A 23,012-nucleotide genomic window follows, 5' to 3' on the forward strand; every position below is an offset into this window, starting at 1 on the left:
GCTTAAGCGAGGTCGGCCATCAGCACCTTCGACCGGCGCTGATAGTTATACATCTGCTTTTTACTCTCCGGCAGCAGGTCGATATCCACCGGCGTGAAGCCGCGCTCCTGGAACCAGTGGATGCTGCGGGTGGTTAACACAAACAGCTTGCTCAGCCCCATCTGTCTGGCCTGGGCGGCAATACGCTCCAGCAGCACCTCTCCCCGCGACGAGCTCCGGTAATCCGGATGCACCGCCACGCAGGCCATTTCGCCGATCTTCTCTTCCGGGAAAGGATAGAGGGCGGCGCAGGCGATAGTGGTGTTATCGCGCTGAATAATAGTGAATTTGTCGATCTCCATCTCCAGCTGCTCGCGGGAGCGGCGCACCAGGATGCCCTGCTGTTCCAGCGGGCTTATCAGCTCGAGAATTCCGCCGATATCGTTGATGGTCGCCCGACGGATTTGCTCTGCGCTCTCCATGACGATCTGGGTGCCGATGCCGTCGCGTGAGAATAGCTCCTGCAGCAGCGCGCCATTTTCCTGATAGCTGATCAGGTGGCAGCGCCGCACGCCGCTGCGGCAGGCCTTCACGGCCCCGCGCAGGAAGCGCACGGTACCGGAGTTATAATCTTCGTCCGCTTCGAGCTCTTCGACGCGGGCCTGCGCTTCATTGGGGAACAGTTCGGAGACAATTTCCCCGGCCTGGTTGTAAACCCCTTGCGAAGAACAGAAGCCGATCATTTTCTCTGCTTTCAGCTTGATGGCCAACTGGGTGGCGATCTCTTCCGAAGTCAGGTTAAAGCTTTCGCCGGTGACCGACACCGCGACCGGCCCCATCAGCACAATGGCGCCGCTGTCGAGCTGGCGATGAATCGCCTCTTCGTCAATGCGGCGAATGCGGCCGCTGTGGCAATAATCAACGCCGTCATCAACGCCCAGCGGCTGGGCAATGATAAAGTTGCCGCTGACGACGTTGATATGGGCTCCCTGCAGCGGGGTGTTGTTGAGGCTCATCGACAGGCGGGCGGTGATCTCCAGCTGCAGCATCCCCGCCGCCTGCTTAACCAGCTCCAGCGTTTTGGCGTCAGTCACTCGCGTCTGCTTGTGATAGACCGGCTCGTGATGGTGCTCGGCGAGGTTAGCGTCAATCTGCGGGCGGGCGCCATAGACCACCACCAGGCGAATGCCCAGGCTATGCAATAACCCTATGTCATTGACAATATTTGAGAAATTTTCATGCTCAATGGCTTCGCCGCCCAGCATGATGACAAACGTTTTTCCCCGATGGGCATTAATATAGGGAACAGAATGGCGGAATCCTTCTACCAGTTCAGTGCGACGTTCCTTCACCATGACAAACCCTCAATGCATGATTATTCGTAATTATTGTATTTTTATTCTGTTTTGCCGTTAAACGCAAGCCCCAATTTGAGGCTAAGCCCTGAAAAACATGTGACCCGGAGCAGGGTGTCAATGAATGTTTACCCTTTTATAGATGACAGGTTATATGCCTTTCGTTAAAGTTTCTGGTCAATCTGTTTGTTTTGGGTATAAATGCGTTTTATTGCTTGGGAGTGGCATGTCGGGAAACAACTCTGGATTAAGCCGTCGCCGTCTGCTGCAGGGCGCGGGCGCCATGTGGTTAATGAGCGTGAGCCCCGTTGGGCTGGCCGCCGCCGCGCGGGTGGTTGCCGTTCGCGTCTGGCCAGCATCGACCTACACGCGCGTCACGGTGGAATCGAATCATGTGCTGAAATACCGGCAGTTTGCCCTCAGTAATCCGGAACGGGTGGTGGTGGATCTGGAAGGGGTTAATCTGAACTCGGTGCTGAAAGGCATGGGAGGGCAGATCCGCGATGACGATCCCTTTATTAAGTCCGCCCGCGTGGGCCAGTTTGATCCGCAAACCGTGCGCATGGTCTTCGAGCTCAAGCAGAACGTTAAGCCGCAGCTGTTTGCCCTCGCGCCGGTGGCCGGCTTTAAAGAGCGTCTGGTGATGGATCTTTACCCCGCCAACGCCACCGATGTGCAGGATCCGCTGCTGGCGCTGCTTGAGGATTACAACAAAGGCGATCTGCAGCGTCAGGTACCGCCGGCGCAAAGCGGGCCGCAGCCGGGCAAAGCCGGGCGCGATCGGCCGATTGTCATTATGCTCGATCCCGGCCACGGCGGCGAAGATTCGGGCGCTGTGGGCAAGTATCGCACCCGCGAGAAAGACGTGGTGCTGCAGATTGCCCGTCGCCTGCGGGCGCTGATCGACAAAGAAGGCAATATGAAGGCCTATATGACCCGCAACGAAGACGTGTTTATCCCGTTGAAGGTGCGTGTCGCCAAGGCGCAGAAGCAGCGCGCCGACCTGTTCGTATCGATTCACGCCGACGCCTTTACCAGCCGCCAGCCCAGCGGCTCCTCGGTGTTTGCGCTCTCCACCAAGGGAGCCACCAGTACCGCGGCAAAATATCTCGCCCAGACGCAGAACGCCTCGGATCTGATCGGTGGGGTCAGCAAGAGCGGCGATCGCTATGTCGACCACACCATGTTCGATATGGTGCAGTCCCTCACCATCGCCGACAGCCTCAAATTTGGTAAGGCGGTGCTGGAGAAAATGGGTAACATCAATAATCTGCACAAAAATCGGGTAGAGCAGGCGGGCTTTGCGGTGCTCAAGGCGCCCGATATCCCCTCCATTCTGGTGGAGACGGCGTTTATCAGTAACGTGGAAGAGGAGCGGAAGCTGAAAACGGCCAAATTCCAGCAGGAGGTGGCCGAGTCGATCCTTGCCGGGATTAAAGCGTACTTCGCCGACGGCGCGACGCTGGCCCGGCGTGGATAACCACACAGGAAAAGGATATGGCCTTACTGAAAAGCGCCCATGGCGGCAATATCCGCGAGGCCGCCGCCCTGCTGGGCATTGCCCCCAACGAGCTGCTGGATTTTAGCGCCAACATCAATCCGCTGGGAATGCCTGCCTCGCTCAGGCAGGCGATCGTCGATAACCTCGGCTGCGCCGAGCGCTATCCTGACGTCGAATATCAACAGCTGCACCAGGCGCTGGCGGCCCACCATCAGCTGCCGGCGGGGCATATCCTCGCCGGCAATGGCGAAACCGAATCGATCTTCACCCTCGCCCACGGCCTTAAGCCGAGGCGGGCAATGATCGTCATTCCTGGCTTCGCGGAGTACCGGCGGGCGCTGCAAACCGTGGATTGCGCGGTCGTGGAGTATGCCCTTCGGGAGTGCGATGGCTGGCAGCTGACCGACGCGATCCTCGATGCCCTCACCCCGGCGCTGGACTGCCTGTTTCTCTGCACGCCGAACAACCCCACCGGCCTGCTGCCAGAGCGGGGCCTGCTGGAAGCCATTGCCCGGCGTTGCCAGGCGCTGAACATCAGCCTGATCCTCGATGAGGCCTTCCTTGACTTTATCCCCGACCAGCCGGGGTTTATTCCCCTGCTGGCGCAGTATCCGCACGTCTGGGTTTTGCGCTCGCTCACTAAGTTTTATGCCATTCCGGGACTGCGTCTTGGCTACCTGCTCAATGCTGACGCGCAGGCGGTAGCCCGGCTGCGCGAGCGACAAATGCCGTGGTCCATTAATGCGTATGCCGCGCTGGCCGGCGAGATCATCCTCCAGGACCGGGCGTATCAGCGGGCCACCTGGCAGTGGCTGCAGGAGGAGGGGGCGCGTTTCTACGCGCAGCTGCAGGAGATAGCCGGGCTGACCGTGTGGCCCGGGCGCGCCAACTACCTGTTCTTGCGCTGCGACAGACCAGAGCTTGACCTGCAATATGCCCTGTTGCGCCAGCATGTGCTGATCCGCAGCTGCGCGAATTACCCGGGGCTTGATAGCCGCTATTTCCGGGTGGCGATCCGCAGCGCCGGCGAAAACGACCAGCTGCTGGCGGCGCTGCGCCGGGCGCTGGCCTGAGCCCTATTGCAGGGTGACGCCCCCCGGGACCATCGCCAGCAAGTGCTGCAGCGGCCAGTGGGCGGCGATGTCGCTGTCTGCCAGCCGCCATTTTATAAAGTCGACGTCATGACGACGGCGGTCCAGCAGCAGGCCGACGACGCTGCCGCTGTGCGCCACGTTAAGGCCATAGAGCCCTGCGCTTTCCACCAGGTCCAGCAGCGCGTCAAACCCCGGCTTGGGCAACAGCCGCTGGCTGGCGATGGCGCTGATGGTCGCCGCTTCGCCCAGCAGCTGCGGGCTACCGCGCTGGCAGGCCTGCTGCACTTTCTCCCACGCCAGCTGCAGCCGGGAGGCGTTAGCCAGCAGACCCGGCTCGCGCGGCAGCTGGTGGTAGTCAGTGGTGCGCAGCGTCAGCGGGCTCTCCAGCACTAACAGGTCGAGCGCCGGCGGCGCAGGGCAGGCGATTTGCGTGGCGGCGGTATTGTGGTCGAACAGCGTCAGCTGGCGGAACAGGGTGCTGTCGGTGGGCTCCAGCGCGACGCACAGGCGCGCCAGCGTCGGCTCATCCAGCGCGTGGCCCAGATGATGGGCGGTAGCCGCCGCGGTGGCGGCGATATCGGCGGTGCTGCTGGCCATCCCTTTGGCGACCGGGATCGTCGAGTGCAGGGTGATGCGGATCTGCTGACTCAGCGCCGCCGGGTAGCCCCAATGGGCCAGCAGCTGGTCGACCATCGCCCGCGACAGTGGCCGCTCATCGTTTCGCGGCGTGCCGGTCTCGACCTCGACGGTGCTGTACCAGTCCACCGGGCAGGAGACCAGCTTCTCGCTGCCGAGGATCCAGCCCTGGATAAGTTCTCCGCACGAGGCGGGACATTGTGCAACGGCCACGTTTTCACCTTTCCGCTTACCTTCGCCAGGGCGCATAGTGGCACGGCGATTCGCCGGTTACCATGATTCTCCGCAAGGGGAGAGGCGCCGTTTATACCGACACCGCCAGCTCGCGCGCCTGCGGCACCGCCAGGCGCATCACATCGCGGGCAATCATCAGCTCTTCATTGGTATTGATGACCGCCACTTTGACCATCGCATTTTCGGCCTGAATAAAGGTAGCGTTGTGCTGGTTTTTCTCTTCATCGACCGAGAGCCCGAGGAAATTCAGGTTATGGCAGATGGCGCTCCTGGCGCGGGCGGAGTTTTCGCCGATGCCGCCGGTAAAGATCAGCGCGTCCAGGCCGCCCATCTGCATAATATAACTGCCGATGGTGGCGCGAATACGCTCGGCAAACAGCGAGAGCGCCAGGGCTGCCTGACGATTACCGCTGTCCGCCGCCTGCTCGACATCGCGATAATCGTGCGAGATGCCGGAAACCCCCAACAGGCCGGACTCGTTATTCAGCAGCTGATTAAGCTGCTCCGGCGTTTTTCCCTCATGCAGCGCCAGCCACGGTAGAATCGACGGATCGATATCGCCGCTGCGGGTGCCCATCATCACGCCGGACTGCGGCGTAAAGCCCATTGAGGTGTTAACCGAGCGCCCGCCTTTGATTGCGCAAACGCTGCTGCCGTTGCCGAGATGGCAGCTCACCACGCGCAGAGCGCTCAACGGTACGCCCAGCTTTTCCGCCAGCGTCGCGCTAACGTACTTGTGGCTGGTGCCGTGGAAGCCGTAACGGCGAATGCCCAGCTCGCTGTAGTAGCGCCAGGGCAGAGGATAGATAAACGCGCGCTCGTCCAGCGTCTGGTGAAAAGCGGTATCAAACACCGCCACCGACGGCGCGTCGGGCAGCAGCTGGCGGAAGACGTTAATGCCCAGCGCGTTGACCGGATTATGCAGCGGGGCCAGCTCCGCCAGGCGCTCGATTTCCGCTAAGGTCTCATCGGTCACCGGCGTCGAATCTTTAAAGCGCTCCCCGCCGTGCGCCACGCGGTGGCCGACGCCATCGATATCCTGCAAACTCTGGATAATCCGATGGTCGAGGAGCTTTTCCAGCAGCAGGGTGACGGCTTCACGGTGATCGGCTACGGGCGCCGTTTCCTGCCATTTTTGCGCCGGCGTTTTGAGGGTCACCTGGGCGTTTGCCATGCCGATACGCTCGATCAATCCCTGGCAGAGCATATCGCCCTGAGGCATCTCCAGCAGCTGGAATTTTAACGATGAGCTGCCGGCATTAATGGCCATTATTTTGTAAGACATAAAGGTTCCTTCGAATTCAGAAAATCCAGCACGGCATCAAGACCCAGATTATTCAGCGCGCTGGTGATAAAAATCTGCTGGGCGCCAGCCTGCCTGAGCCACTCGCCGATTAGCGATATCCGCTGCGCATCGGCCAGGTCGGCTTTCGTGACCAGACCAATCGTCGGGCGGTTCATCGGCGCGGTAAAACCCGGAGAAAACGGCGCCCACTGCGCGTCGGCGTTCAGCACCAGAGCGATAACGTCGGCCTCGCAAGCGCTGGTCAACAGAGCGCTATAAAGGCAGCGGTTCTCCAGATATTCGCCCGGCGTGTCGATGGCCATCGGCGACCATTCAATCGCCTGGGTTTTCTTGTAATGGAGCGCTTCGCCGCGCAGGCCCTGGGTCAGCGAGGTTTTGCCGCACTGGCTGGGGCCGATCAACATCAGACGTTTCATCGCGCTACGTCCGGGTTATTGAGCAGGTAGTAAACTGCATCATCTCGCCCAGGGTGCGCGTCACCTGCTTGAGGGCGTACTCGACGGCGGAAACGTCGCCGGTCAGCACCACGGCGCCGGTAAAGCGGTCAAGAAAACCGATCTCCACCGCGCCGGATTTGGTGGCGATATCGCAGGCGATAATCGACGCTTCGCTGGGCGTAATCGTGAGGATGCCGATGGCGGACACCGCATCCTGCAGGCCGAGTTTCTTAAAGAGATCTTTCCCGGGATTGGCAATCAGGTGCGCGAGGGTTACCTGTTTCCCGGGAACGTATTCCTGAATCATGCGATCCGTTGTTGGCTGTCTTTCCATTATCCCTCCACCATCTGTCGCCACATGGCTTCATGCGGTCGCGGGATCACCGAACGATAAACCAGCAGCCCTTTTTCACCCGCGCTTTCGCTGGCTACCGTAACCGCGTTGTTGACGTCGGAAACGTCGCCCGCCACCACCATGTAGCATTTACCGCCGATGCCGAAGGCCATATGCACCCGTACCAGGGTGACGTTGGAGCCTTTCACCGCCCGGTCCGCGGCGCTGATGCAGGCCGCAACGCTCCAGGTTTCAACGATGCCGACCGCCTGGCGTTTGTCTACGCTGTTCAGGCCGCTGATGGCCGGGAGTACGCTGGGATGGATATTCGCCAGCACCAGGCTGTCGACGAGCATTTCGCCGGCCTGCGAAGTGCCGGTTTCAATGGCCTGCTGGATAGCGCCGATATCCCCGCCGAGCATCAACAGAAACTTACCCGGGCAGATAGTCTTGCTGACCAGCAGATTGACGTTGGCGCTTTTCAGCATCGCATCGCCGAGTTCCATTCCTTTGGCAATGCTGGTGAGTTCTAAAATTCCTATAGCCTGAGACATGGTTAACCTCTTACCACCGTGATGGCCTGTTCGCTGATGGCCGCAACCACGCCGTCGATGCTGGCGTGAACCGGCGCGCCTAATGCGCCTGCCGGGATATCGGCAACGCATTGCCCGCGGGTAACGCGTTCACCCACTGCAACGTTCGCTACCGCGCTGGCGCCGATATGCTGGCGCAACTGTAAAGTCACTGTTTCTACTGCCGGTTCGTCTTCCACCAGCGGCGCCTCCTGATACCAGGGGCTCAGCCCCAGTTTGGCGATCAGTCGCTTCACCGGCACGAGGCGATATTTCGCCATTTCGTCGGCCGGATAGAGCGGTCCTTCATAGCGCTGGTTTTGCGCGCGCAGCTCGCGTTTCAGCATGCGGTTGATGCGCATCGGCGAGATCCCCACCGGACAGGCCACGCTTTCGCAGACGTTGCATTCCGAACAGGTGAGCGCGCTCAGCAGCAGCTGGGGCGTGGCGGCCTGATGAAAGTTCACCGCCCGCACCAGCAGGTGCGGGGAGAGTTCGTGGCCGATCAGATGCCGTGGGCAGAGATCGGTACACAGTCGGCACTGTTCGCAGACGGTACGGGCCACGGAAAGCACCGTGCGCTCGTCCTGCATCCGCCGCTGGATAAGCGGATGGCTTTTGGGCAGCACCAGCAGGCCGCCGGTAGTTTTGGTCACCGGGCTATCGAGAGAAGTCATCAGGCCGCCCATCATCGGGCCACCATTAATAAAGCCGGGGTCGTCGACCGTCGCGCCGCCCGCCAGCGCCAGCACTTCGTGCAGCGACATGCCGATGGGGACGGTGACGGTCAGCGGCCGGGCGACCGCGCCGTTAACGGTCAGCGTACGGCGGGTCACCGGAAACTGCTGCTCAACCGCACGGGCCATGTTGAGCACCGTTTGTACGTTATTCACCACGACCCCGACGCTGGCCGGCAGCGCGGCGGGCGCGACCCGGCGACCAGTCGCCAACCAGATAGTCAGCACCTCATCGCCTGCGGGATAGACATCCGGCAGAATATGCAGGCGAATACCGGCAGGCAGCAGCGGGGTGAGGGCGTCGATAGCCCGGCGGTACTTCTCTTTCAGGGCAATCACCCCTTCGCGCGCGCCGGTTGCCGTCATTGCGTACTGCACGCCGCGGACCAGACGTGCAGCCTGCTGCCACATTAGCTGCTGGTCGACCTTGAGCATCGGTTCGCACTCGGCGGCGTTAACCAGAAAGATCTCCACCTGCGCCTGCAGCTTCACGTGGGCGGGAAAACCCGCTCCACCCGCGCCGACTACGCCCGCAGCGCGCACGCGCTCGCGGATCTCCTCGGCGCTTCTGGCCATTTCAACAGCGTTGACGGCGGTACTCATAGCAGTTCCTCCAGCAGTTCCTGAATTTCCCCGGCGCTGGCCGGGCGAGGATTCGTGCGCAAGGTCACGTCAGCCAGTGCGGCCTGCACCATGGCCGGAATGCGCGCTGAGTACTCGGCACGTCCCTCTTTCAGCGCGACCGCCAGTGACGGCAGCGCACAGCGCTGCTTGAGCCGTTCGATTTGCTGGATCAGCGCATTGATCGCCGTACTATCGCTGGCGTCTGCCGGACAAAAGCCGCAGGCTTTGGCCAGCCGCGCGTAGCGTTTTCCGGCGCGCGGATGACCGGCGTTAAAGCGGATAACCGCGGTTAACAGCAGCGCGTTGGCCAGTCCGTGCGGGAGATGAAACTGCCCGCCAAGCTGGTGGGCGATAGCATGGTTAAGCCCCAGCCCCGCCTGGCTGAACGCCATCCCGGCAAGCGTTGAGGCATTGTGCATTTTCCCGCGCGTCGCCACGCAGTCGCCTTTTTCCACCGCCGTGGGCAGATACTGGAACACCAGTTTGGCGGCTTTTTCCGCCAGCGCGTCGGTAAAGTCGCTGGCTTGCGGAGAGACCCACGCCTCCAGCGCGTGGGTCAGCACGTCCATGCCGGTGTTGGCCGTAATCTGCGGCGGCACGCTGACCACCAGCTCCGGGTCAAGGATCGCCATATCGGGATAGAGCGCATTGTTGAACAGCGGGTACTTGATGCCTTTATCCGGATCGCTAATTACGCAGGCGCTGGTCACTTCTGAACCGGTACCGCTGGTGGTCGGTATGGCCACGCAGGTTTCGATGCTGATGCCGCTCTGCTGACTGAACCAGACGATAGCTTTCGCCGCATCCATTGCCGATCCGCCGCCGAAGCCGATGACCACCTGCGGCTGCAGGGCCTGCATTTGCGCAATGCCCTGCACCACGGTGTGGATAGTGGGGTCCGGGGTTATCTCGCTAAAGACGCTAATGCGGTTATCTGCGGGCAACGCCTGACGCAGGGTTTCCAGCAGCGGCGAGCGCGCAAGAAAGCCATCGCAGATAATCCAGATGTGCTTGTTGGTAAAGCGTTTGAGCACAGCCAGGCTACCCTGACCGCTGTACAACCGCGTTTGTAGTGAGAAAGTCTTCATCGCGACCTCGGTTAGCGAATGGAAAAGCCGTTGGTCAGCACGCAGCGACGGGAGCGGGCAAACGTGCGCGCCGAGGTTGTCCCTTCACCGGTCGGCGTGGCGATAGTAAAGGTGGTAAAGCCTTCGCCGCCGACGCCGATCCCGGCATAAGAGGGGCCGTTCTTGACGAATATCGAGGTTTGCAGGGTGCGGGCCGCGAGGTTCAGGCGCGACACGTTCTGCGAGTGCATAATGGCGGTATGATGCAGTCCCTCTTCAACCTTCAGCGCCAGGGCCAGCGCGCTATCGAAATCGCTAACTTTCACTATCGGCAGCATCGGCATCAGCTGCTCGCTGGTAACCCACGGATCGTCGGCGTTAACCAGCGCTATCAGTAGACGCGGCGCTTTCGACGGAACGGCGATCCCGGCCGCTTCCAGCATGGCTGATGGGCTTTTGCCGACCAGTTTTTTATTCGCCTGGCCTTCAGGCAGGCAGGCGGCCCGGAGTTTGTCAGTGTCGGCAGGGCTCAGCAGCAGCGCGCCGAAGGTTTGCATTTGCTGCACCAGACGTTCGGCGACGCTCTCCACCACAATCAGGCTCTTCTCGGCAATGCAGGGCAGGTTGTAATCGAACGAGGCGCCGTTGATGATATCTTCCGCCGCTTTAACCAGATCCGCCGTTTCATCAACGATGCAGGGCGGGTTACCCGCGCCAGCGCCAATGACTTTCTTACCGCTCTTCATGCCCATCGCCACAATACCCGGGCCGCCGGTAATGGCCAGAACCGCAATGCGCGGATGGGCCATCATCTGCTGGGTGGCTTCGAAAGTGGGTTCTGCTACGGTAACCACCAGATTGCGGATGCCGCAGCAGCGGAAAACAATCTCTTCAATCATGCTAATCAGCTTCAGTGAGACCTTTTTTGCTCCCGGATGCGGGCTGAAGTAGACGCTATTGCCCGCCGCCAGCATGCTGATGCTGTTATTAATGATGGTTTCCGTCGGGTTGGTGCTCGGTGCGACCGACCCGATAACGCCAAATGGCGAATACTCAAACAGCACCATGCCGCCGTCGCCGGTCAGTGCCGTGGTGGTGAGATCTTCCACGCCCGGCGTGTTGTCCAGCGCAGCTTTGTTTTTCAAAAATTTATCTTCATTGTTGCCCATCCCCGTTTCATTGGCGCTCTCTTCCGCCAGGGCGGCCAGATGCGGCGTCAGCTCCTGACGCATTGCGCTAATGATGGCGCTGCGGGTTTTTAGCGGGCACTGCTGATAACGTAAGAACGCCTGATGCGCGGCATCAATGGCCTCGCTCACGGACTGAAAAATCCCTTTGCCCTGCGCCGGGTTTGGCGTTTGGGCTGGGGTTAACTGTTCGCTAAGAATGGTGCGAATAAGCGTTTCGAGTTCAGAAGTATTCATTGATGAGTTCCCACGTTAATGGCCGCGATGGCGGTCTGTGCGATATCCATGTCCTGTTCAACGCTGCCGCCGCTGATGCCAAGACCCCCAATTAATGAGCCGTCGCGCCACAGGGCGTAACCGCCGCCAAAGGTCACCACTTTTCCCTGCAAATGCGTTTCGAGGCCATAAAGCGCGGCGCCCGGCTGAACGGCCTCGCTCAGCTCATGGGTCGCCGTTTTCATCGCCACCGCGGTCCAGGCTTTTTTCGGCGCCAGTTCGCTGCTGACCAGCAGGGCGTCCGGCATCCGCCAGGTCACGGTTTCGGTGCCGTGTGCGTCAACGATGCTGATCACCACCGGCACCTGAAGCTGCTGCGCGCGCTCAACGGCGGCGCGGGTGAGCTGGTGCAGATCGTGGAATGAGAGGGCCACGGGCGTCTTCTCCTTGCTGCGGCTCGGCAGAGTGGCGGCCAGATAGCGCCGGCTCACTTCACGAATGATGTTGTTCTGGTGCGCATCGCTATCTTCCGCGCGCGCCAGGGCGTACAGGCAGTCTGACAAGCGATTGATGTAGCGCATCAGCACCTGGCGCACGTTGACTTCCGCCGCCAGCTCAACCAGTCGCCGTTCGGCCCGGCGGGCCAGCGTGCGGGCAAAATGCAGGCGGCTCGCGGCTTCGCAGCGGCCGGGTAAAATAAAACTGTGCAGCGGTTCGACGCGGGCCATGGCCCGATCGATGGCGGCTTCCAGAGCGGAAATCTCTTCGCTGCTGATGTAGCGCTGTTTCGGTGACGGCCGTTCGCTGTCGCTGGCCAGTTCTGCGCTAAACCAAAAAAGCTGCTGCTGGATGGCCTCAAGTAAGGCGCGGTGATTTTCATCCGCGGCGGCGCAGGCGCACAGGCTCAGCGCGGCGTTCAGCTCATCCAGCGTGCCGTAGGCTTCAACCCGCGGGTGGGTTTTACTCACCCGCTGGCCGGTAAAGAGTGAGGTGGTGCCAGCGTCGCCCGTTCGGGTATAAATCGCCATATTCGCTCCTTAACGTGAAAGCGTATCGACAATGCCGACAACGGCGAGGTCGATGGCCTCGTTTGGCCCGGAAAAAACGTGCCTGGCGCTGGAGCCGCCGCTGAGCAGAACCAGCTCGCCGATCCCCGCGCCGACGGAATCCACGGCGACTTCATCGCCGGAGGTCGGCGAGGCGGGAAGCTCGCCATCGGCGCTGACCCGCCGCACCAGCAGCAGCTTTTTGCCGATCAGGGAAGGCGATTTTTGCGTGGAGACAACCGCGCCCGTGACTCGTGCCAGATGCATGATTTACTCCTGCTTAATTAATTGAATATGCCGCGCCTGTGCCGCTTCGCGCGCCAGCGCGGTCACGATGCATTTGCGGTGGATAACCAGGCGACACTGGCCCAGCTGCGCGACGTCGCGATAGCTCAGCACCGATCCTGCGTGCAGGATCAGCGGCAGCCCGCGCTCGTCGGTGAAGATCGCCGGCAGGCGCGCCAGTTTTTTGACCGGGATAACCGGCAGCAGCTGACTGTGCAGGGTGAGCTGCACGCGGATGCCGAAAGCCAGCGCGTCGTGAATTTTCCGGGCCGCAGGATCGTCGGTTTCCGCCTCCGTCAGCTGGCCCAGCAGCGGCAGGTCGGCAAGCAGGATGCGCAGCGAGGCGTGCTGGCTGAACAGCCCGGGGCAGTCGGCATCGCGCAGCTGCGCAACGCTCAGCGTCGCCGTGCTGTGGGCGCGACGCTGCAGCCTGGAGACGATTTCCTCCACGATGCGCTGCAGAACTTCGCTGTTCATCGCGGGCCTACCAGCCGGGCAAAGGCCTGCGGATTATCGGCGCCGGCGGCGTTGGCTTCATCGGTATCAATGTGCATTTCGAGACGCATATCCGGTGAAACGCGAATCGCCACGTTGTTGAAAATCAGCCCGCGCGCGTCGCCTTCAATGGCCACGGAGACCCTATCGCCGTGGGAAACCCGCAGGATCAGCGCATCGAGCGGCGACATATGAATATGCCGCTGCGCGACGATAACCCCTGAGGGGAGCGTCAGTTCGCCATAGGGACTGACCAGACGGATGCCCGGCGTCCCTTTCAGATCGCCGGACATTCTCAGCGGCGCCGCAACCCCCAGGGTTCTGGCATCGGTACGCGATATTTCCACCTGGCTTACCGAACGCAGTGGGCCGAGCAGGCGCACATTTTTAAGCTGCCCCTTCGGCCCTACCAGGGTGACGGTTTGCTCCGCAGCGTACTGTCCCGGCTGCAGCAGCGCTTTTTTCTCGCTGATGGGATGGCCAGGAAACAGGCGTTCATAATCCGACGCCGACAGGTGGATATGACGATTTGAAACCCCCAGCGGAATGGGCCGCAGACGCATCTCGTCGAGGACTTTACTGACCGTTGATTCGAGAAGCTGTTTATCCATTACGCTTCACCTCGCTTGCCGGGATGAATGCAAAGGGTGCGCGGCTCGCCCTTCTGGCGCGGACATTTGGGATCGAGGCACAGGTTGCAGCTGACCACGCCTTGTTGCTGGAGGGGCTCTTCTGCTGGCGCTTCAGAAACGACATTAGCCGTCTCTGACTCTTCAGGCTCAGGTTCCATGACGGAGGGTGGGGGAGCCTCTGCGGGCAGGATCCCTTCTCCGGGTCTGGCGATGACTTTATGAGCCACCAGACCGTTTCGCTGTTCGGCAAACTGTGCACCGGTGGTGATGGCCGCCTGTACTGAGGCCACATCACCGGTAATTTTAATGACCGTCCAGCCTGAACCATTGGTCTTTTCGAGGGCGACCAGCGTGATAGAAGCGGATTTCGCCATGATATCGGCGCAGCTAATAGCCAGTGCCAGACCACAAACTTCAAGTAATCCCAGTGATTGCTTCACGCGGTGCTCCTTATTCGCCATCAATCAGGCTGATTTCGGTAAAATGGCCTCAACGTCGCTGTGCGGACGCGGGATCACGTGGCAGGATTTCACTTCGCCTACGACGCTTGCCGCCGCGCTGCCCGCATCTACCGCCGCTTTGACCGCGCCGACATCGCCGCGAACCATGACGGTCACCAGACCCGAGCCAATTTTTTCGTAGCCGACCAGCTGCACGTTGGCCGATTTCACCATTGCATCGGCGGCCTCAATGGCGCCTACTAACCCTTTTGTTTCAACCAGTCCCAGTGCGTTATTCATACTGCTGTTCTCCTGTTGCTTCGCTATTCAGATCCCGGAACGGGATCCCTTTGACCAGCCGTGCCGCGTTATTACCGGTGTTACGTTGGGCCTGACTGTCCTGATGATGCATCAGCGTAAAAAGCGGCGCCGATGCGGGTAAATTCTTGTGGTGCACGACCAGCGTATGGCGATCGCAGGCGATGCCCACCAGTAGCGGCGAGCTGCGCGCCGCCTGCCAGGCGCTGTCCACGACATCCCCGGCCGGGTGATGCTGGAGCAGGAAAGGAATGCCTTCCTCTTCGATACCCAGCAGCACTTCGCGCCACAGGCCGTCGCAGCCGTCGATGGCGGCGATCACAATAGCCGGAGCGCTGTGATTACTGTCCATGCGCGAACTCCTTATGCCAGGAGAGAATCAGGCCGGTGGCCACCGCGTTTCTGGGGCCCTCGCTGCCGCGAATATTTCCCCGCCCGGCAACCAGGCGGTAGTGCGCCAGCGCATCGGTGACCAGCTGCGGGACCTCGAAATCCAGCGACGAACCGCCGACCAGCACCACGAACGGAATATCGCGAATGTTGCCGGTGGGGCTGACCTGACGCAGTGCGCGCAGGGCGTTGGTGACAAAGACCCGCTCTTTGGCGCTGCGGCGAATGGCGCGCACTTTTTCCAGCGCTAAGTCGCCGGGTAGCGGTACCAGTTCGTCCGGTTTCACCACGCAGACGCGGGCGAATACGGCGGGGGGCAGCGGCGTGGAGAAGAACTGCACGCTGCCGTCCTCGTGGCGTAAATGGAACAGACTTTCCACCTTGGCCAGCGGATACTTCTTGATCTCTTCCGCCAGATAGCGGTCTTCCAGCCCCAGCTCGCGGGCAATAATCATCGTCACCATATCGCCAGCTCCGGCGAGGTGAGTGGCGATGATTTCGCCTTTGGGGTTGATGATGGAGGCATCGGTGGAGCCTGCGCCGAGGTCGAGGATCGCCAGCGGTCGGGTGGTACCCGGCGTGGTCAGCGCGCCCAGAATGGCGGCTTCGGCCTCGGCGCCGCCGATCTGCACGTCGATATTGAGCTTCTGCTCGATTTCGCGGGCAATCATCGCCATCTGCAGACGATCCGATTTCACCATTGAGGCGATGCCCACGGCCTGCTCCAGCGAGAACTCCCCGGCAAGACCGCCGGTGACGCTCACCGGCACCGAGGTATCGACGGCCAGCAGGTCCTGAATGAATATTTCGCTGCTGGGCTTGTTGGTCAGCTCGGCCATGGTCTGGCGCACGTGTTCCAGCATGCCGCCGATATTGGTCCCCGACTCGCCGGTGACGTTATCGAGCTTGCCGCAGCCGTCGACCGCTTTCATGATGGCTTCGGCGCCAGCGGCAACGTCTACGCGTACGCTCCGGCCCTGGGCCAGCAGCTCAAGGTTACCGGCGGGTATCGCGCGCGCTTTGACGTCACCGGATGGCGTTTTGACCACCACGGCGGAACGGTTGCCAATCAGCGCACGAGCCATCGGGACGATGTTTTTCGTCTCCTCGGCGTTGAGGTTGAATACGGTGGCGATGCCGTAGGGGTTAGAGAGCGTTTCGATGACCTTCCCCGGGACGGCGACCTCAATTGCCGCCAGCATTCCCAGCGGAATGCGGTCGATGTACAGCACTTCGTCAACAATCGGCAGCGGTTTTTCCAGCCGGTTGCTGACCAGTACGCCATCGTCACGTTGCAAAATGACGCCGGTAATCTGATATCCGGCGCGCAGGGAAGCGTTAATCACGCTGGCGATATCGGCAAAATCGAACGCCGACGACACCACCAGGATATAGGGCGCGTCCGCCGGGCGGGTTAACAGCTCCTGCGGCGTAATGGTGATGCCCACGCCAAGCCCCGCGCCGCCGGGCGTTTTCGGGTTATGGCCGATCATGGTCGATTCGGTGATGATGGTCTCGGTAATGGTTTCCATCGCCACATCGCCAATCACCGGCGTAGCTTCATTAATGCGGATGAGCGAAATATCGCTGACAGCGATCCCGGCGCCTCTGGCGACGAGGGCGAGCGCCTCCTGAATACCGAACACGTTACGCAACGTGCCTTTGATCCCGGTGGTTTCCGCCAGCGCGCTGTGGGTGATTGTCAGCGTGCCAGCCTCATTCAGAGTCGCCAGGGCGACTTCCGTCGATGAGTTGCCGATATCAATGCCAGCTATATATCGCATCACATACCCCTGTAATTAATCGTCGCCTTTGAGTTTTTTACGCTCGACGTACAGCGTTGCCGCTTCGCGAACGAAAGCGGCGCAAATCTTCGCCTGATAGCGGCTTTCGAGATCGTCGGCGATCGCCAGCAGCTCCTCTTTCGTCGAGCGATAGGGGCGGAGGGCGTTGTAGATTTCAAGAATGCGATCGTCCGGTACCGCGGTCAGTTCGGCGGCGCGTTCGAAGTTCATCGCCAGCCGGTCGCGGCCCGCGTCCCTGGCGATAGAAGCCTGTAAGCGCAGCGTTTCCGGGGTAATACGCATATCCTGGGCGGTAACGTTGTTGCTCAGCACGTTTTCCAGCGTAAAGTCGTCCAGCGTTTTATTGGTGGCGGTTTTCACCCATTCCGGGTGTTTGTTCGCCAGCGGGTAGTCGCTGACCTTTGCGCTACGGGACGCGCCGTCTGCCGCCGGAGCCGCCGTCGGCGCCTCGCCCTGCAGGCTGTTCATGCGGCTTAATACGTCGCGCACCATCGATTCAATTGCGTCGGTATTCATGGAGTTATCCTTTATCAAAGCGCCACGCGCAGTTCCTGCGGGTTTTTGCCCGTTACCACGTACTTGGTCTCTTTAATGTGCAAAATGGCCGATTTCGCCTGGTATTTTGGCCGCGCCATCTGGTCGTTCAGCGTCGGGACCGGCTGCGGCGATTCGCGTTTCGCATAGCGGGCGGCGTTTTTACCAATCTGGCGATAGGTTTCCAGGGTCAGCAGCGGCGCCTGGGGGAACAGCTCCAGGTTAGAGAGCGGCGGCAGCCCCTGCTGGTGAATCACCGTGGTGCCTTTTGACTGGATGCCGATAGAGATGCCGGAACCGCTCAGGCGATTGCCTTCAACGGCGACGAAGGCCACGTCGGAGGATTTAAAGCAGCGAATCACGCGCGCCTTAATGCCTTCTTCTTCAATACCGGCAATGACTTCGCGCAAAATGCTCTTATGCGGTATGCCGACGATATTGACGGTCTGCGCCAGGCCGAAAGCCGGGCCGACGGCGATAATCACTTCGTCCTGCTGGGTTCCCTGACGCGCTTCGCCCACTTCCGTCAGGAAGCCGTCGCCGGCGGGCGGCGTGGCCTGGGGCGCCGCGGAGGCCGCTGGCGCAGTAAACGAGACGGGCTTATCGCTGCCCTTCATCTCGCTGAGCACGTCTTCAATTATCTGGCGCAGCAATTTTTCATTAATTTCCATTTCTCACCCCTTAATCAATCTCGTTGGGATCAAGAGCGCCAGGGATGTTTTTAATCTCTTCCCAGCGTTCGCCCTGCAGGCGATAGCCCGTTGCCGGACCGGCATAGTCGTTAACATCGTTGACGGCTGACAGCACCTGCCCATCGCCGACGATAATTGCGGAGGTATGCAGATAGTCTCCGGTCAGCTTGGCTTTCTGGATGTTGAGCATGTCCTGGGCCACGTCGGTGAACCCGCCCTGCGCCAGCGCTTTCACTACTTCCAGGCCGTTGCGGTTTTTATTGATGATTTCCTGGGCGAACTTGATGTCTTCGACGATGTTGCGCTCCGGCATATCTTTCGAACCGTGGGCGTAGGTCGCGGCTTCCACTTCTTCATCGGTAATCGGCGGCAGCCCCATTCCGGCAAAAACGGCCTGCAGCGCGCGGGCAGCCTTATTACGGATGGCGATAACATCTTCTTCGCGAACCGGACGCAGACCGCCGTCCACCTTCAGGTCGCGCTGGATGACGTTGTAGTCGTCAAAGTCTTCGGCATCTTCGTTGGAACCGGCGAACATGTTGTCGTAGTTCGGCACCGCGGAATAACCGGAAGAGATAAAGTCGGTCCCCGGCAGAAACTGCATCAGCAGGCGCGCGGTACGACGCATATCGGAGTGGGTGAAGGTCTGGTCGTTACTGGAGGCGCACTCCAGATCCAGCGACGAACAGATCAGGTTTTCCGCCAGCACCGCGCGAATGCCGGAAGGCACCGCAGACGGCACGCCGATGCAGCTAACGGAACCGTTTTGCAGACCCTGTACGCCCGCGGCTTTGGTGATGTAGATGCAGCGCGCTTCCAGGTAAAGCATGGATTTGCCTTCGGCGTAGCCCATCTGCACTTCGGAGCCGGAGCCGGAGGTGAAGCGCATTTTCAGACCGCGAGAGGCGTAGGAGGAGGCTAAGAAACCCTTCGACCACGGCGTGTCGTCGCCGTCGGTAAAGACCGGTTCGGTACCGTAGACGGAGATGGTTTCGGCGTAGCAGGTGTGGCCCAGCATGCCGAGCTTCAGCTCGGTGGCTTCTTCCAGCGAGCACTGAGTCAGTACGCCCGGACGGCCTACCTGCGAGCCGACCAGCAGCGCGATGGCGTTGAACGGCGCGTAGCGCGCTACCGCAACGGTGGTTTCCTGTTCGTCAAATCCGCGCCATGCGCCTTCGGCGGCGTCGGCGGCAATCTGTACCGGGTTATCTTTGACGTTGGTGACGTGCGCCTGCTGGGATGGGGTGCGGCGGGCGCGCATTTTCTGCATCGCCATCATCATCTCAACGACGTTCATATGCGAAACCACTTCGACAATTTTTGCCGGCGTCATCGCGGTGGTCAGCGGGACGATTTCGCTGCGTTTGACGTTCGGATCGCACAGCATGTTGGCCAGCTTGACCGAATCCATCGCCATCACTTCTTCGGCGCGATTCAGGTTGATACCGTAGCGGGCGATAAAGTGGTCAATCAGGTCAAAATCGCTCACCGGTTTCCCGTCCAGCTCGGTCACCGCGCCGTTAACGATTTTTATCGACGGTTTCGGATCGTTCGGGCTTTCCATCGCGATAAAGCCTTCTTCGATCCACTCCTTAACGAAGCCGTCCTGATTCACAGGGCGTTTCGCCAGTGCTTCAAATCTTTTCGATCTCATGAATCAGCCTCGTGGGTATCAGATGTAGGACGGGCGATCGTTTTTCGGTTCAGAACCGAGGGTCGCAAGGACGGTTTTACCGATTTCGCGCGCGGAGGTGACTGCCTGGCGGACCGCGCCGGAGTCGCCGGAAATCACCAGGATGGCTTCGTTACTGAAGCTGGTGCCGTGCGCCGGAGAGCTATACGCCACGACTTCCACGTTGGCTGACTTCAGGGCGGTATCGGCCATCAGCACGCCCACGGAGGCCGGTGCGCCGACGATAATGCCGCAGGCGCGGCCAATCGGCGCGCCGAAGGCTTTTTCCAGGGCGTAGCTGGCGCGGGCGGTGTACTGCAGCTCGATATGTCCGGCTTCATTGCCGTAAACATCGCCGAAGGTGCGGTCGAGCTCTTTCAGCGCCACTTCAATCCCGCGCTTAACGTCGGAAACGTCGTTGCCGCCTAAAATAATCAGCGAACCGTGGCCTGCGCCGCCTTTGGTATCGCGCGGAAGCTCAATGCTGACCACTTCGGTGTTGGTGGCTTTCACCGCTTCGTCCGCCGCCATAATGTGCGGGCCAGCGCCGGTGCGGGCGCCGAGAATGCCGATGGAGCGATAGCGCTTTTCAAGCTTCATCGCGTCCAGCAGGGCGGTATCGACGTTGGCGATAACCAGGCCCAGGGTGTCGCCAATAGCGGTCCCGACAAATTCCGTTAAACTGCAGCTTTTTTCTGCCATAGCCGTCTCTCGTATTGGATGGTTTTCAGTAGGGATGGCCTGCTGTTCCGGCGTTGCCACGCGGGCAATCACCTGAGCCATGATCTGTTCCACCAGCTCATTGCTGCTCATTGGCTAATTCCCTTCGGTAAGATTTTTTCTACATCGGTGTGAGGGCGTGGGATGACGTGTACGGCTTTCACTTCACCCACGTTACGTGCGGCGGCGGCGCCCGCATCGGTGGCCGCTTTTACCGCGCCAACATCGCCGCGCACGATGACGGTTACCAGCCCGGAGCCAATCTTTTCATAGCCCACTAACATCACATTGGCTGACTTAACCATTGCATCAGCGGCCTCTATGGCTGCGGTTAAGCCTTTGGTTTCTACCATTCCTAGTGCTTCTTGTTGCATAAAGACCTCGCATGGAGTGTTCCGATAGTGGGGACTATAAGAAGATGCGAGGAAAAAGAATGGCTGACTTCAATGTGATGGTGAAAAAATAATGGGTATTGGATAAGATAAAATTGTCGTTTATTTATTTAAGTGTTTGATGTTATTTGTTGTTTTTATTTTCGCTGATGTGATTATCTTGTTTTGTATATTCCATATTTACAAATTTGTTCATGACGATTTTAATTTTATCTGCTATGCGCGAGAAACTGATTTGTGATGTTTGTTGGAAAACGATGAGTTGGTTTTAGCAATATTTTTGCATGCTATGGTGGGGGCATAATGGCGAAAGCCGCGCGTGAGCAATGCCATTCTGCGTTATTTAATGACAATAATTTGTTATTGATACCCGAATTTTCCGGAGGCTGCCGTCAGCAGGTTGCCAACAATTTGCGGACGGGAGTTCATATAGTGGTGCGCGTTGTACTCTACTGCCAGCAGGATGTTGGCTGGTCAGGACACGAACTCTGCTAAGAAGGTGTCACCATGAATGATTCGTTAAAAGCGCAATGTACCGCCGAGTTTCTGGGCACCGGGCTGTTTTTGTTTTTCGGCATCGGCTGCCTGAGCGCGTTAAAGGTGGCGGGCGCCAGCCTCGGACTGTGGGAGATATGCATTATCTGGGGTCTGGGGATCTCGCTTGCCGTCTATCTGACGTCGGGAATATCCGGCGGGCATCTCAACCCGGCGGTGACCGTCGCGTTATGGCTGTTTGCCTGCTTTCCCGGACGAAAAGTTTTCCCCTATATCGTTTCACAGGTTGCCGGCGCCTTTGGCGGCGCGGTGCTGGCCTATGTGCTGTACAGCACGATGTTCACCGAGTTTGAATCCGCCCACCATATCGCTCGCGGCAGCGTAGAGAGCCTGCAGCTGGCGAGTATTTTCAGCACCTACCCGGCGGCATCGCTGAGCATCTGGCATGCGGCGCTGGTTGAAGTGGTGATCACCTCCATGCTGATGGGGATGATTATGGCGCTGACCGACGACGGCAACGGCGTACCGAAAGGGCCGCTGGCCCCGCTGCTGATCGGCCTGCTGGTGGCGGTCATTGGCGCTTCAACCGGGCCGCTGACCGGCTTTGCGATGAATCCGGCGCGTGATTTTGGGCCGAAGCTGTTTACGTGGATGGCGGGTTGGGGCGATATCGCGATGACCGGCGGAAGGGATATTCCGTACTTTATTGTGCCGATTATTGCGCCACTGATCGGCGCCTGTCTCGGCGCGGCCATCTATCGTTATCTGATTGGTAATAATCTACCGTGTAATACCTGTAAATTAGAGGATTAAGGTCACGGCTGAAATAGCCAAAAATTTTCATGAACCGGTATCACGAACTCGCCAAAAACGTCTCCCACGGATGGGAGACTTTTGCTATCGTATTATTCTTTTATCGTTGGCGGCAATGGATGATGAAAGGAAGTAAATATTAAAGAAATGTTTTATTTATAACAAAAAATTAACTGAGAGGTTTTATCATGATTTCTGCGAGCACACTGAACTCAGAACTCATTAATAAAATCGCACAGGATTTTGCGCAGGCCACCAGTCTGGCGGTGGTGGTCGTCAATATTCATGGTGATGAAATATCTGAACTGTTTAACTTCACCCCTTTTTGCCAGCTGATGCGCCAGCATCCCCAGCACAGCACCCGCTGTCGAATGAGCGACCGCTGCGGCGGGCTTGAGGCGTCTAAAACCGATCAGCTCTGTATCTACCGCTGCCACGCCGGGTTAACCGATTTTTCCATTCCTCTGGTTATCGCCGGGCACCTTGTGGGCTTTGTGCTTTGCGGCCAGGTGCGCTTAAGCAACGATGTTGAACTGGTCGATATCCTCAACGTGGATGACCGCTGGCAGGCCGACCCTGAGCTGCTTAAAGCGTTTCGCGACGTGCCGGAAATGGACTACGCCAGAGTGATTGCTTCTGCTGATTTACTGAAGCTTATCGTTGAAAACTGCCTGAAAAAACAGCTCAACTTTGTGGTGATTAAAGATAATCCCCAGCAGTCGGAACCTGCGCGCGCCAGCCGGGTCGCCAGCCCTCATGACAGCAAAATGAAGAAGGCGCTGCGCTACATTGACGCCCATTTATCCGACGAGCTTCGCTTGGAAGACGTCGCCGCTCACGTTTATCTCAGCCCCTATTACTTCAGTAAGCTGTTCAAAAAATATCAGGGTATCGGGGCTTTGTTGAATAAATCAGATTTCGGGTAAGTCTCCCCCGTAGCGGGTTGTGTTTTCAGGCAATACGCACGCTTTCAGGCATACCTGCTTTCGTCATTTTGTTCAGCG

25 protein-coding genes and 1 pseudogene are annotated in these 23,012 nt (G+C 59.4%); 4 read left to right on the forward strand and 22 right to left on the reverse strand.

Annotation, left to right across the window (positions count from 1 at the left end):
* Positions 1-2 precede the first annotated feature (2 nt).
* Positions 3-1,334, reverse strand: a complete 1,332-nt coding sequence (gene argA, locus AC6CWS_RS22015) for an amino-acid N-acetyltransferase (RefSeq protein ID WP_004149616.1) — start codon at positions 1,332-1,334, stop codon at positions 3-5.
* A gap of 226 nt (positions 1,335-1,560) precedes the next feature.
* Here argA and amiC point away from each other — a divergent pair, with 226 nt between their 5' ends.
* Entirely contained in the window at positions 1,561-2,814 is a 1,254-nt protein-coding gene (gene amiC, locus AC6CWS_RS22020; RefSeq protein ID WP_023290890.1) for an N-acetylmuramoyl-L-alanine amidase AmiC, read from the forward strand.
* Between the two features lie 17 nt (positions 2,815-2,831).
* Entirely contained in the window at positions 2,832-3,908 is a 1,077-nt protein-coding gene (cobD, locus tag AC6CWS_RS22025; protein ID WP_023290889.1) for a threonine-phosphate decarboxylase CobD, read from the forward strand.
* A gap of 3 nt (positions 3,909-3,911) precedes the next feature.
* Here the strand turns inward: cobD and AC6CWS_RS22030 are convergent, their stop codons facing one another.
* The 21 genes from AC6CWS_RS22030 to pduA form a co-directional block, all read right to left on the reverse strand.
* Positions 3,912-4,778, reverse strand: coding sequence for a GHMP family kinase ATP-binding protein (locus AC6CWS_RS22030; protein WP_032429207.1), 867 nt, complete (start codon positions 4,776-4,778; stop codon positions 3,912-3,914).
* Positions 4,779-4,869: 91 nt separating this feature from the next.
* Positions 4,870-6,084 (reverse strand): acetate/propionate family kinase, encoded by a 1,215-nt coding sequence (locus tag AC6CWS_RS22035; protein ID WP_065882080.1) that lies wholly within the window; start codon positions 6,082-6,084, stop codon positions 4,870-4,872.
* Positions 6,069-6,521 carry a propanediol utilization protein PduV gene (pduV, locus tag AC6CWS_RS22040; RefSeq protein WP_004115034.1) on the reverse strand — a complete coding sequence of 151 codons (453 nt, stop codon included), beginning with the start codon at positions 6,519-6,521 and terminating at the stop codon, positions 6,069-6,071. The genes AC6CWS_RS22035 and pduV overlap by 16 nt, the downstream gene beginning before the upstream one ends.
* 4 nt (positions 6,522-6,525) lie before the next feature.
* Positions 6,526-6,876, reverse strand: a complete 351-nt coding sequence (gene pduU, locus AC6CWS_RS22045) for a propanediol utilization microcompartment protein PduU (RefSeq protein WP_000441103.1) — start codon at positions 6,874-6,876, stop codon at positions 6,526-6,528.
* Entirely contained in the window at positions 6,876-7,430 is a 555-nt protein-coding gene (pduT, locus tag AC6CWS_RS22050; protein ID WP_000075777.1) for a propanediol utilization microcompartment protein PduT, read from the reverse strand. Before pduT ends, pduU begins: the two co-directional genes overlap by 1 nt.
* Before the next feature lie 2 nt (positions 7,431-7,432).
* A complete protein-coding gene (pduS, locus tag AC6CWS_RS22055) occupies positions 7,433-8,788 on the reverse strand; it encodes a cobalamin reductase PduS (RefSeq protein WP_065882078.1) in 1,356 nt (451 codons plus the stop codon).
* Positions 8,785-9,897 carry a 1-propanol dehydrogenase PduQ gene (gene pduQ, locus AC6CWS_RS22060; protein WP_065882076.1) on the reverse strand — a complete coding sequence of 371 codons (1,113 nt, stop codon included), beginning with the start codon at positions 9,895-9,897 and terminating at the stop codon, positions 8,785-8,787. Before pduQ ends, pduS begins: the two co-directional genes overlap by 4 nt.
* Positions 9,898-9,908: 11 nt before the next feature.
* The gene (gene pduP, locus AC6CWS_RS22065) at positions 9,909-11,300 is read right to left on the reverse strand and encodes a CoA-acylating propionaldehyde dehydrogenase PduP (protein WP_065882072.1); all 1,392 of its coding nucleotides are present in this window, start codon (positions 11,298-11,300) and stop codon (positions 9,909-9,911) included.
* A complete protein-coding gene (gene pduO, locus AC6CWS_RS22070; RefSeq protein ID WP_065882068.1) occupies positions 11,297-12,307 on the reverse strand; it encodes a two-domain cob(I)yrinic acid a,c-diamide adenosyltransferase PduO in 1,011 nt (336 codons plus the stop codon). The genes pduP and pduO overlap by 4 nt, the downstream gene beginning before the upstream one ends.
* 9 nt (positions 12,308-12,316) lie before the next feature.
* A complete protein-coding gene (gene pduN, locus AC6CWS_RS22075; RefSeq protein WP_000549823.1) occupies positions 12,317-12,592 on the reverse strand; it encodes a propanediol utilization microcompartment protein PduN in 276 nt (91 codons plus the stop codon).
* Between the two features lie 3 nt (positions 12,593-12,595).
* Complete coding sequence (pduM, locus tag AC6CWS_RS22080; RefSeq protein ID WP_065882065.1) at positions 12,596-13,087, reverse strand: microcompartment protein PduM; 492 nt, start codon at positions 13,085-13,087, stop codon at positions 12,596-12,598.
* Positions 13,084-13,716 carry a phosphate propanoyltransferase gene (locus AC6CWS_RS22085; protein WP_065882063.1) on the reverse strand — a complete coding sequence of 211 codons (633 nt, stop codon included), beginning with the start codon at positions 13,714-13,716 and terminating at the stop codon, positions 13,084-13,086. The genes pduM and AC6CWS_RS22085 overlap by 4 nt, the downstream gene beginning before the upstream one ends.
* On the reverse strand, positions 13,716-14,198 hold the full coding sequence (locus AC6CWS_RS22090) for a BMC domain-containing protein (protein WP_086075064.1): 483 nt from the start codon (positions 14,196-14,198) through the stop codon (positions 13,716-13,718). The genes AC6CWS_RS22085 and AC6CWS_RS22090 overlap by 1 nt, the downstream gene beginning before the upstream one ends.
* Before the next feature lie 3 nt (positions 14,199-14,201).
* Positions 14,202-14,477 (reverse strand): propanediol utilization microcompartment protein PduJ, encoded by a 276-nt coding sequence (gene pduJ, locus AC6CWS_RS22095; protein ID WP_001057755.1) that lies wholly within the window; start codon positions 14,475-14,477, stop codon positions 14,202-14,204.
* Positions 14,470-14,847 (reverse strand): propanediol dehydratase reactivase beta subunit PduH, encoded by a 378-nt coding sequence (gene pduH / locus AC6CWS_RS22100; RefSeq protein ID WP_065882062.1) that lies wholly within the window; start codon positions 14,845-14,847, stop codon positions 14,470-14,472. Before pduH ends, pduJ begins: the two co-directional genes overlap by 8 nt.
* Positions 14,837-16,669 (reverse strand): propanediol dehydratase reactivase alpha subunit PduG, encoded by a 1,833-nt coding sequence (gene pduG / locus AC6CWS_RS22105; RefSeq protein ID WP_004105140.1) that lies wholly within the window; start codon positions 16,667-16,669, stop codon positions 14,837-14,839. The genes pduH and pduG overlap by 11 nt, the downstream gene beginning before the upstream one ends.
* A 15-nt stretch (positions 16,670-16,684) precedes the next feature.
* Entirely contained in the window at positions 16,685-17,206 is a 522-nt protein-coding gene (gene pduE, locus AC6CWS_RS22110) for a propanediol dehydratase small subunit PduE (protein ID WP_048298177.1), read from the reverse strand.
* A 14-nt stretch (positions 17,207-17,220) separates the two neighbouring features.
* Positions 17,221-17,895: a propanediol dehydratase medium subunit PduD gene (pduD, locus tag AC6CWS_RS22115; RefSeq protein ID WP_023290878.1), complete on the reverse strand. Its 675-nt coding sequence runs from the start codon at positions 17,893-17,895 to the stop codon at positions 17,221-17,223.
* A 10-nt stretch (positions 17,896-17,905) separates the two neighbouring features.
* Positions 17,906-19,570, reverse strand: coding sequence for a propanediol dehydratase large subunit PduC (pduC, locus tag AC6CWS_RS22120; RefSeq protein ID WP_004105132.1), 1,665 nt, complete (start codon positions 19,568-19,570; stop codon positions 17,906-17,908).
* Positions 19,571-19,588: 18 nt separating this feature from the next.
* The gene (gene pduB, locus AC6CWS_RS22125) at positions 19,589-20,401 is read right to left on the reverse strand and encodes a propanediol utilization microcompartment protein PduB (protein WP_004105122.1); all 813 of its coding nucleotides are present in this window, start codon (positions 20,399-20,401) and stop codon (positions 19,589-19,591) included.
* On the reverse strand, positions 20,398-20,682 hold the full coding sequence (gene pduA, locus AC6CWS_RS22130; protein ID WP_001183618.1) for a propanediol utilization microcompartment protein PduA: 285 nt from the start codon (positions 20,680-20,682) through the stop codon (positions 20,398-20,400). Before pduA ends, pduB begins: the two co-directional genes overlap by 4 nt.
* Before the next feature lie 525 nt (positions 20,683-21,207).
* On the opposite strand from pduA, the gene pduF reads away from it, so the two are divergent.
* Complete coding sequence (gene pduF, locus AC6CWS_RS22135; RefSeq protein WP_004105118.1) at positions 21,208-22,008, forward strand: propanediol diffusion facilitator PduF; 801 nt, start codon at positions 21,208-21,210, stop codon at positions 22,006-22,008.
* A gap of 188 nt (positions 22,009-22,196) precedes the next feature.
* Positions 22,197-22,904 (forward strand): annotated as a pseudogene (locus tag AC6CWS_RS22140) (PocR ligand-binding domain-containing protein); the annotation flags it as partial.
* Positions 22,905-23,012 lie beyond the last annotated feature (108 nt).

This window comes from Klebsiella sp. M041, assembly GCF_059759695.1.

Bases quoted from the DNA above. Each gene is read 5' to 3' on its own strand.
- pduP (WP_065882072.1), bottom strand. From the start codon at position 11,300: ATGAATACTTCTGAACTCGAAACGCTTATTCGCACCATTCTTAGCGAA.
- pduS (WP_065882078.1), bottom strand. From the start codon at position 8,788: ATGAGTACCGCCGTCAACGCTGTTGAAATGGCCAGAAGCGCCGAGGAG.
- pduF (WP_004105118.1), top strand. From the start codon at position 21,208: ATGAATGATTCGTTAAAAGCGCAATGTACCGCCGAGTTTCTGGGCACC.
- pduC (WP_004105132.1), bottom strand. From the start codon at position 19,570: ATGAGATCGAAAAGATTTGAAGCACTGGCGAAACGCCCTGTGAATCAG.
- pduG (WP_004105140.1), bottom strand. From the start codon at position 16,669: ATGCGATATATAGCTGGCATTGATATCGGCAACTCATCGACGGAAGTC.
- pduH (WP_065882062.1), bottom strand. From the start codon at position 14,847: ATGGACAGTAATCACAGCGCTCCGGCTATTGTGATCGCCGCCATCGAC.
- AC6CWS_RS22090 (WP_086075064.1), bottom strand. From the start codon at position 14,198: ATGGCGAATAAGGAGCACCGCGTGAAGCAATCACTGGGATTACTTGAA.
- cobD (WP_023290889.1), top strand. From the start codon at position 2,832: ATGGCCTTACTGAAAAGCGCCCATGGCGGCAATATCCGCGAGGCCGCC.
- pduM (WP_065882065.1), bottom strand. From the start codon at position 13,087: ATGAACAGCGAAGTTCTGCAGCGCATCGTGGAGGAAATCGTCTCCAGG.
- pduV (WP_004115034.1), bottom strand. From the start codon at position 6,521: ATGAAACGTCTGATGTTGATCGGCCCCAGCCAGTGCGGCAAAACCTCG.
- pduA (WP_001183618.1), bottom strand. From the start codon at position 20,682: ATGCAACAAGAAGCACTAGGAATGGTAGAAACCAAAGGCTTAACCGCA.
- pduQ (WP_065882076.1), bottom strand. From the start codon at position 9,897: ATGAAGACTTTCTCACTACAAACGCGGTTGTACAGCGGTCAGGGTAGC.
- pduO (WP_065882068.1), bottom strand. From the start codon at position 12,307: ATGGCGATTTATACCCGAACGGGCGACGCTGGCACCACCTCACTCTTT.
- pduT (WP_000075777.1), bottom strand. From the start codon at position 7,430: ATGTCTCAGGCTATAGGAATTTTAGAACTCACCAGCATTGCCAAAGGA.
- pduB (WP_004105122.1), bottom strand. From the start codon at position 20,401: ATGAGCAGCAATGAGCTGGTGGAACAGATCATGGCTCAGGTGATTGCC.
- AC6CWS_RS22035 (WP_065882080.1), bottom strand. From the start codon at position 6,084: ATGTCTTACAAAATAATGGCCATTAATGCCGGCAGCTCATCGTTAAAA.
- pduN (WP_000549823.1), bottom strand. From the start codon at position 12,592: ATGCATCTGGCACGAGTCACGGGCGCGGTTGTCTCCACGCAAAAATCG.
- amiC (WP_023290890.1), top strand. From the start codon at position 1,561: ATGTCGGGAAACAACTCTGGATTAAGCCGTCGCCGTCTGCTGCAGGGC.
- pduJ (WP_001057755.1), bottom strand. From the start codon at position 14,477: ATGAATAACGCACTGGGACTGGTTGAAACAAAAGGGTTAGTAGGCGCC.
- pduE (WP_048298177.1), bottom strand. From the start codon at position 17,206: ATGAATACCGACGCAATTGAATCGATGGTGCGCGACGTATTAAGCCGC.
- argA (WP_004149616.1), bottom strand. From the start codon at position 1,334: ATGGTGAAGGAACGTCGCACTGAACTGGTAGAAGGATTCCGCCATTCT.
- AC6CWS_RS22085 (WP_065882063.1), bottom strand. From the start codon at position 13,716: ATGGATAAACAGCTTCTCGAATCAACGGTCAGTAAAGTCCTCGACGAG.
- pduU (WP_000441103.1), bottom strand. From the start codon at position 6,876: ATGGAAAGACAGCCAACAACGGATCGCATGATTCAGGAATACGTTCCC.
- pduD (WP_023290878.1), bottom strand. From the start codon at position 17,895: ATGGAAATTAATGAAAAATTGCTGCGCCAGATAATTGAAGACGTGCTC.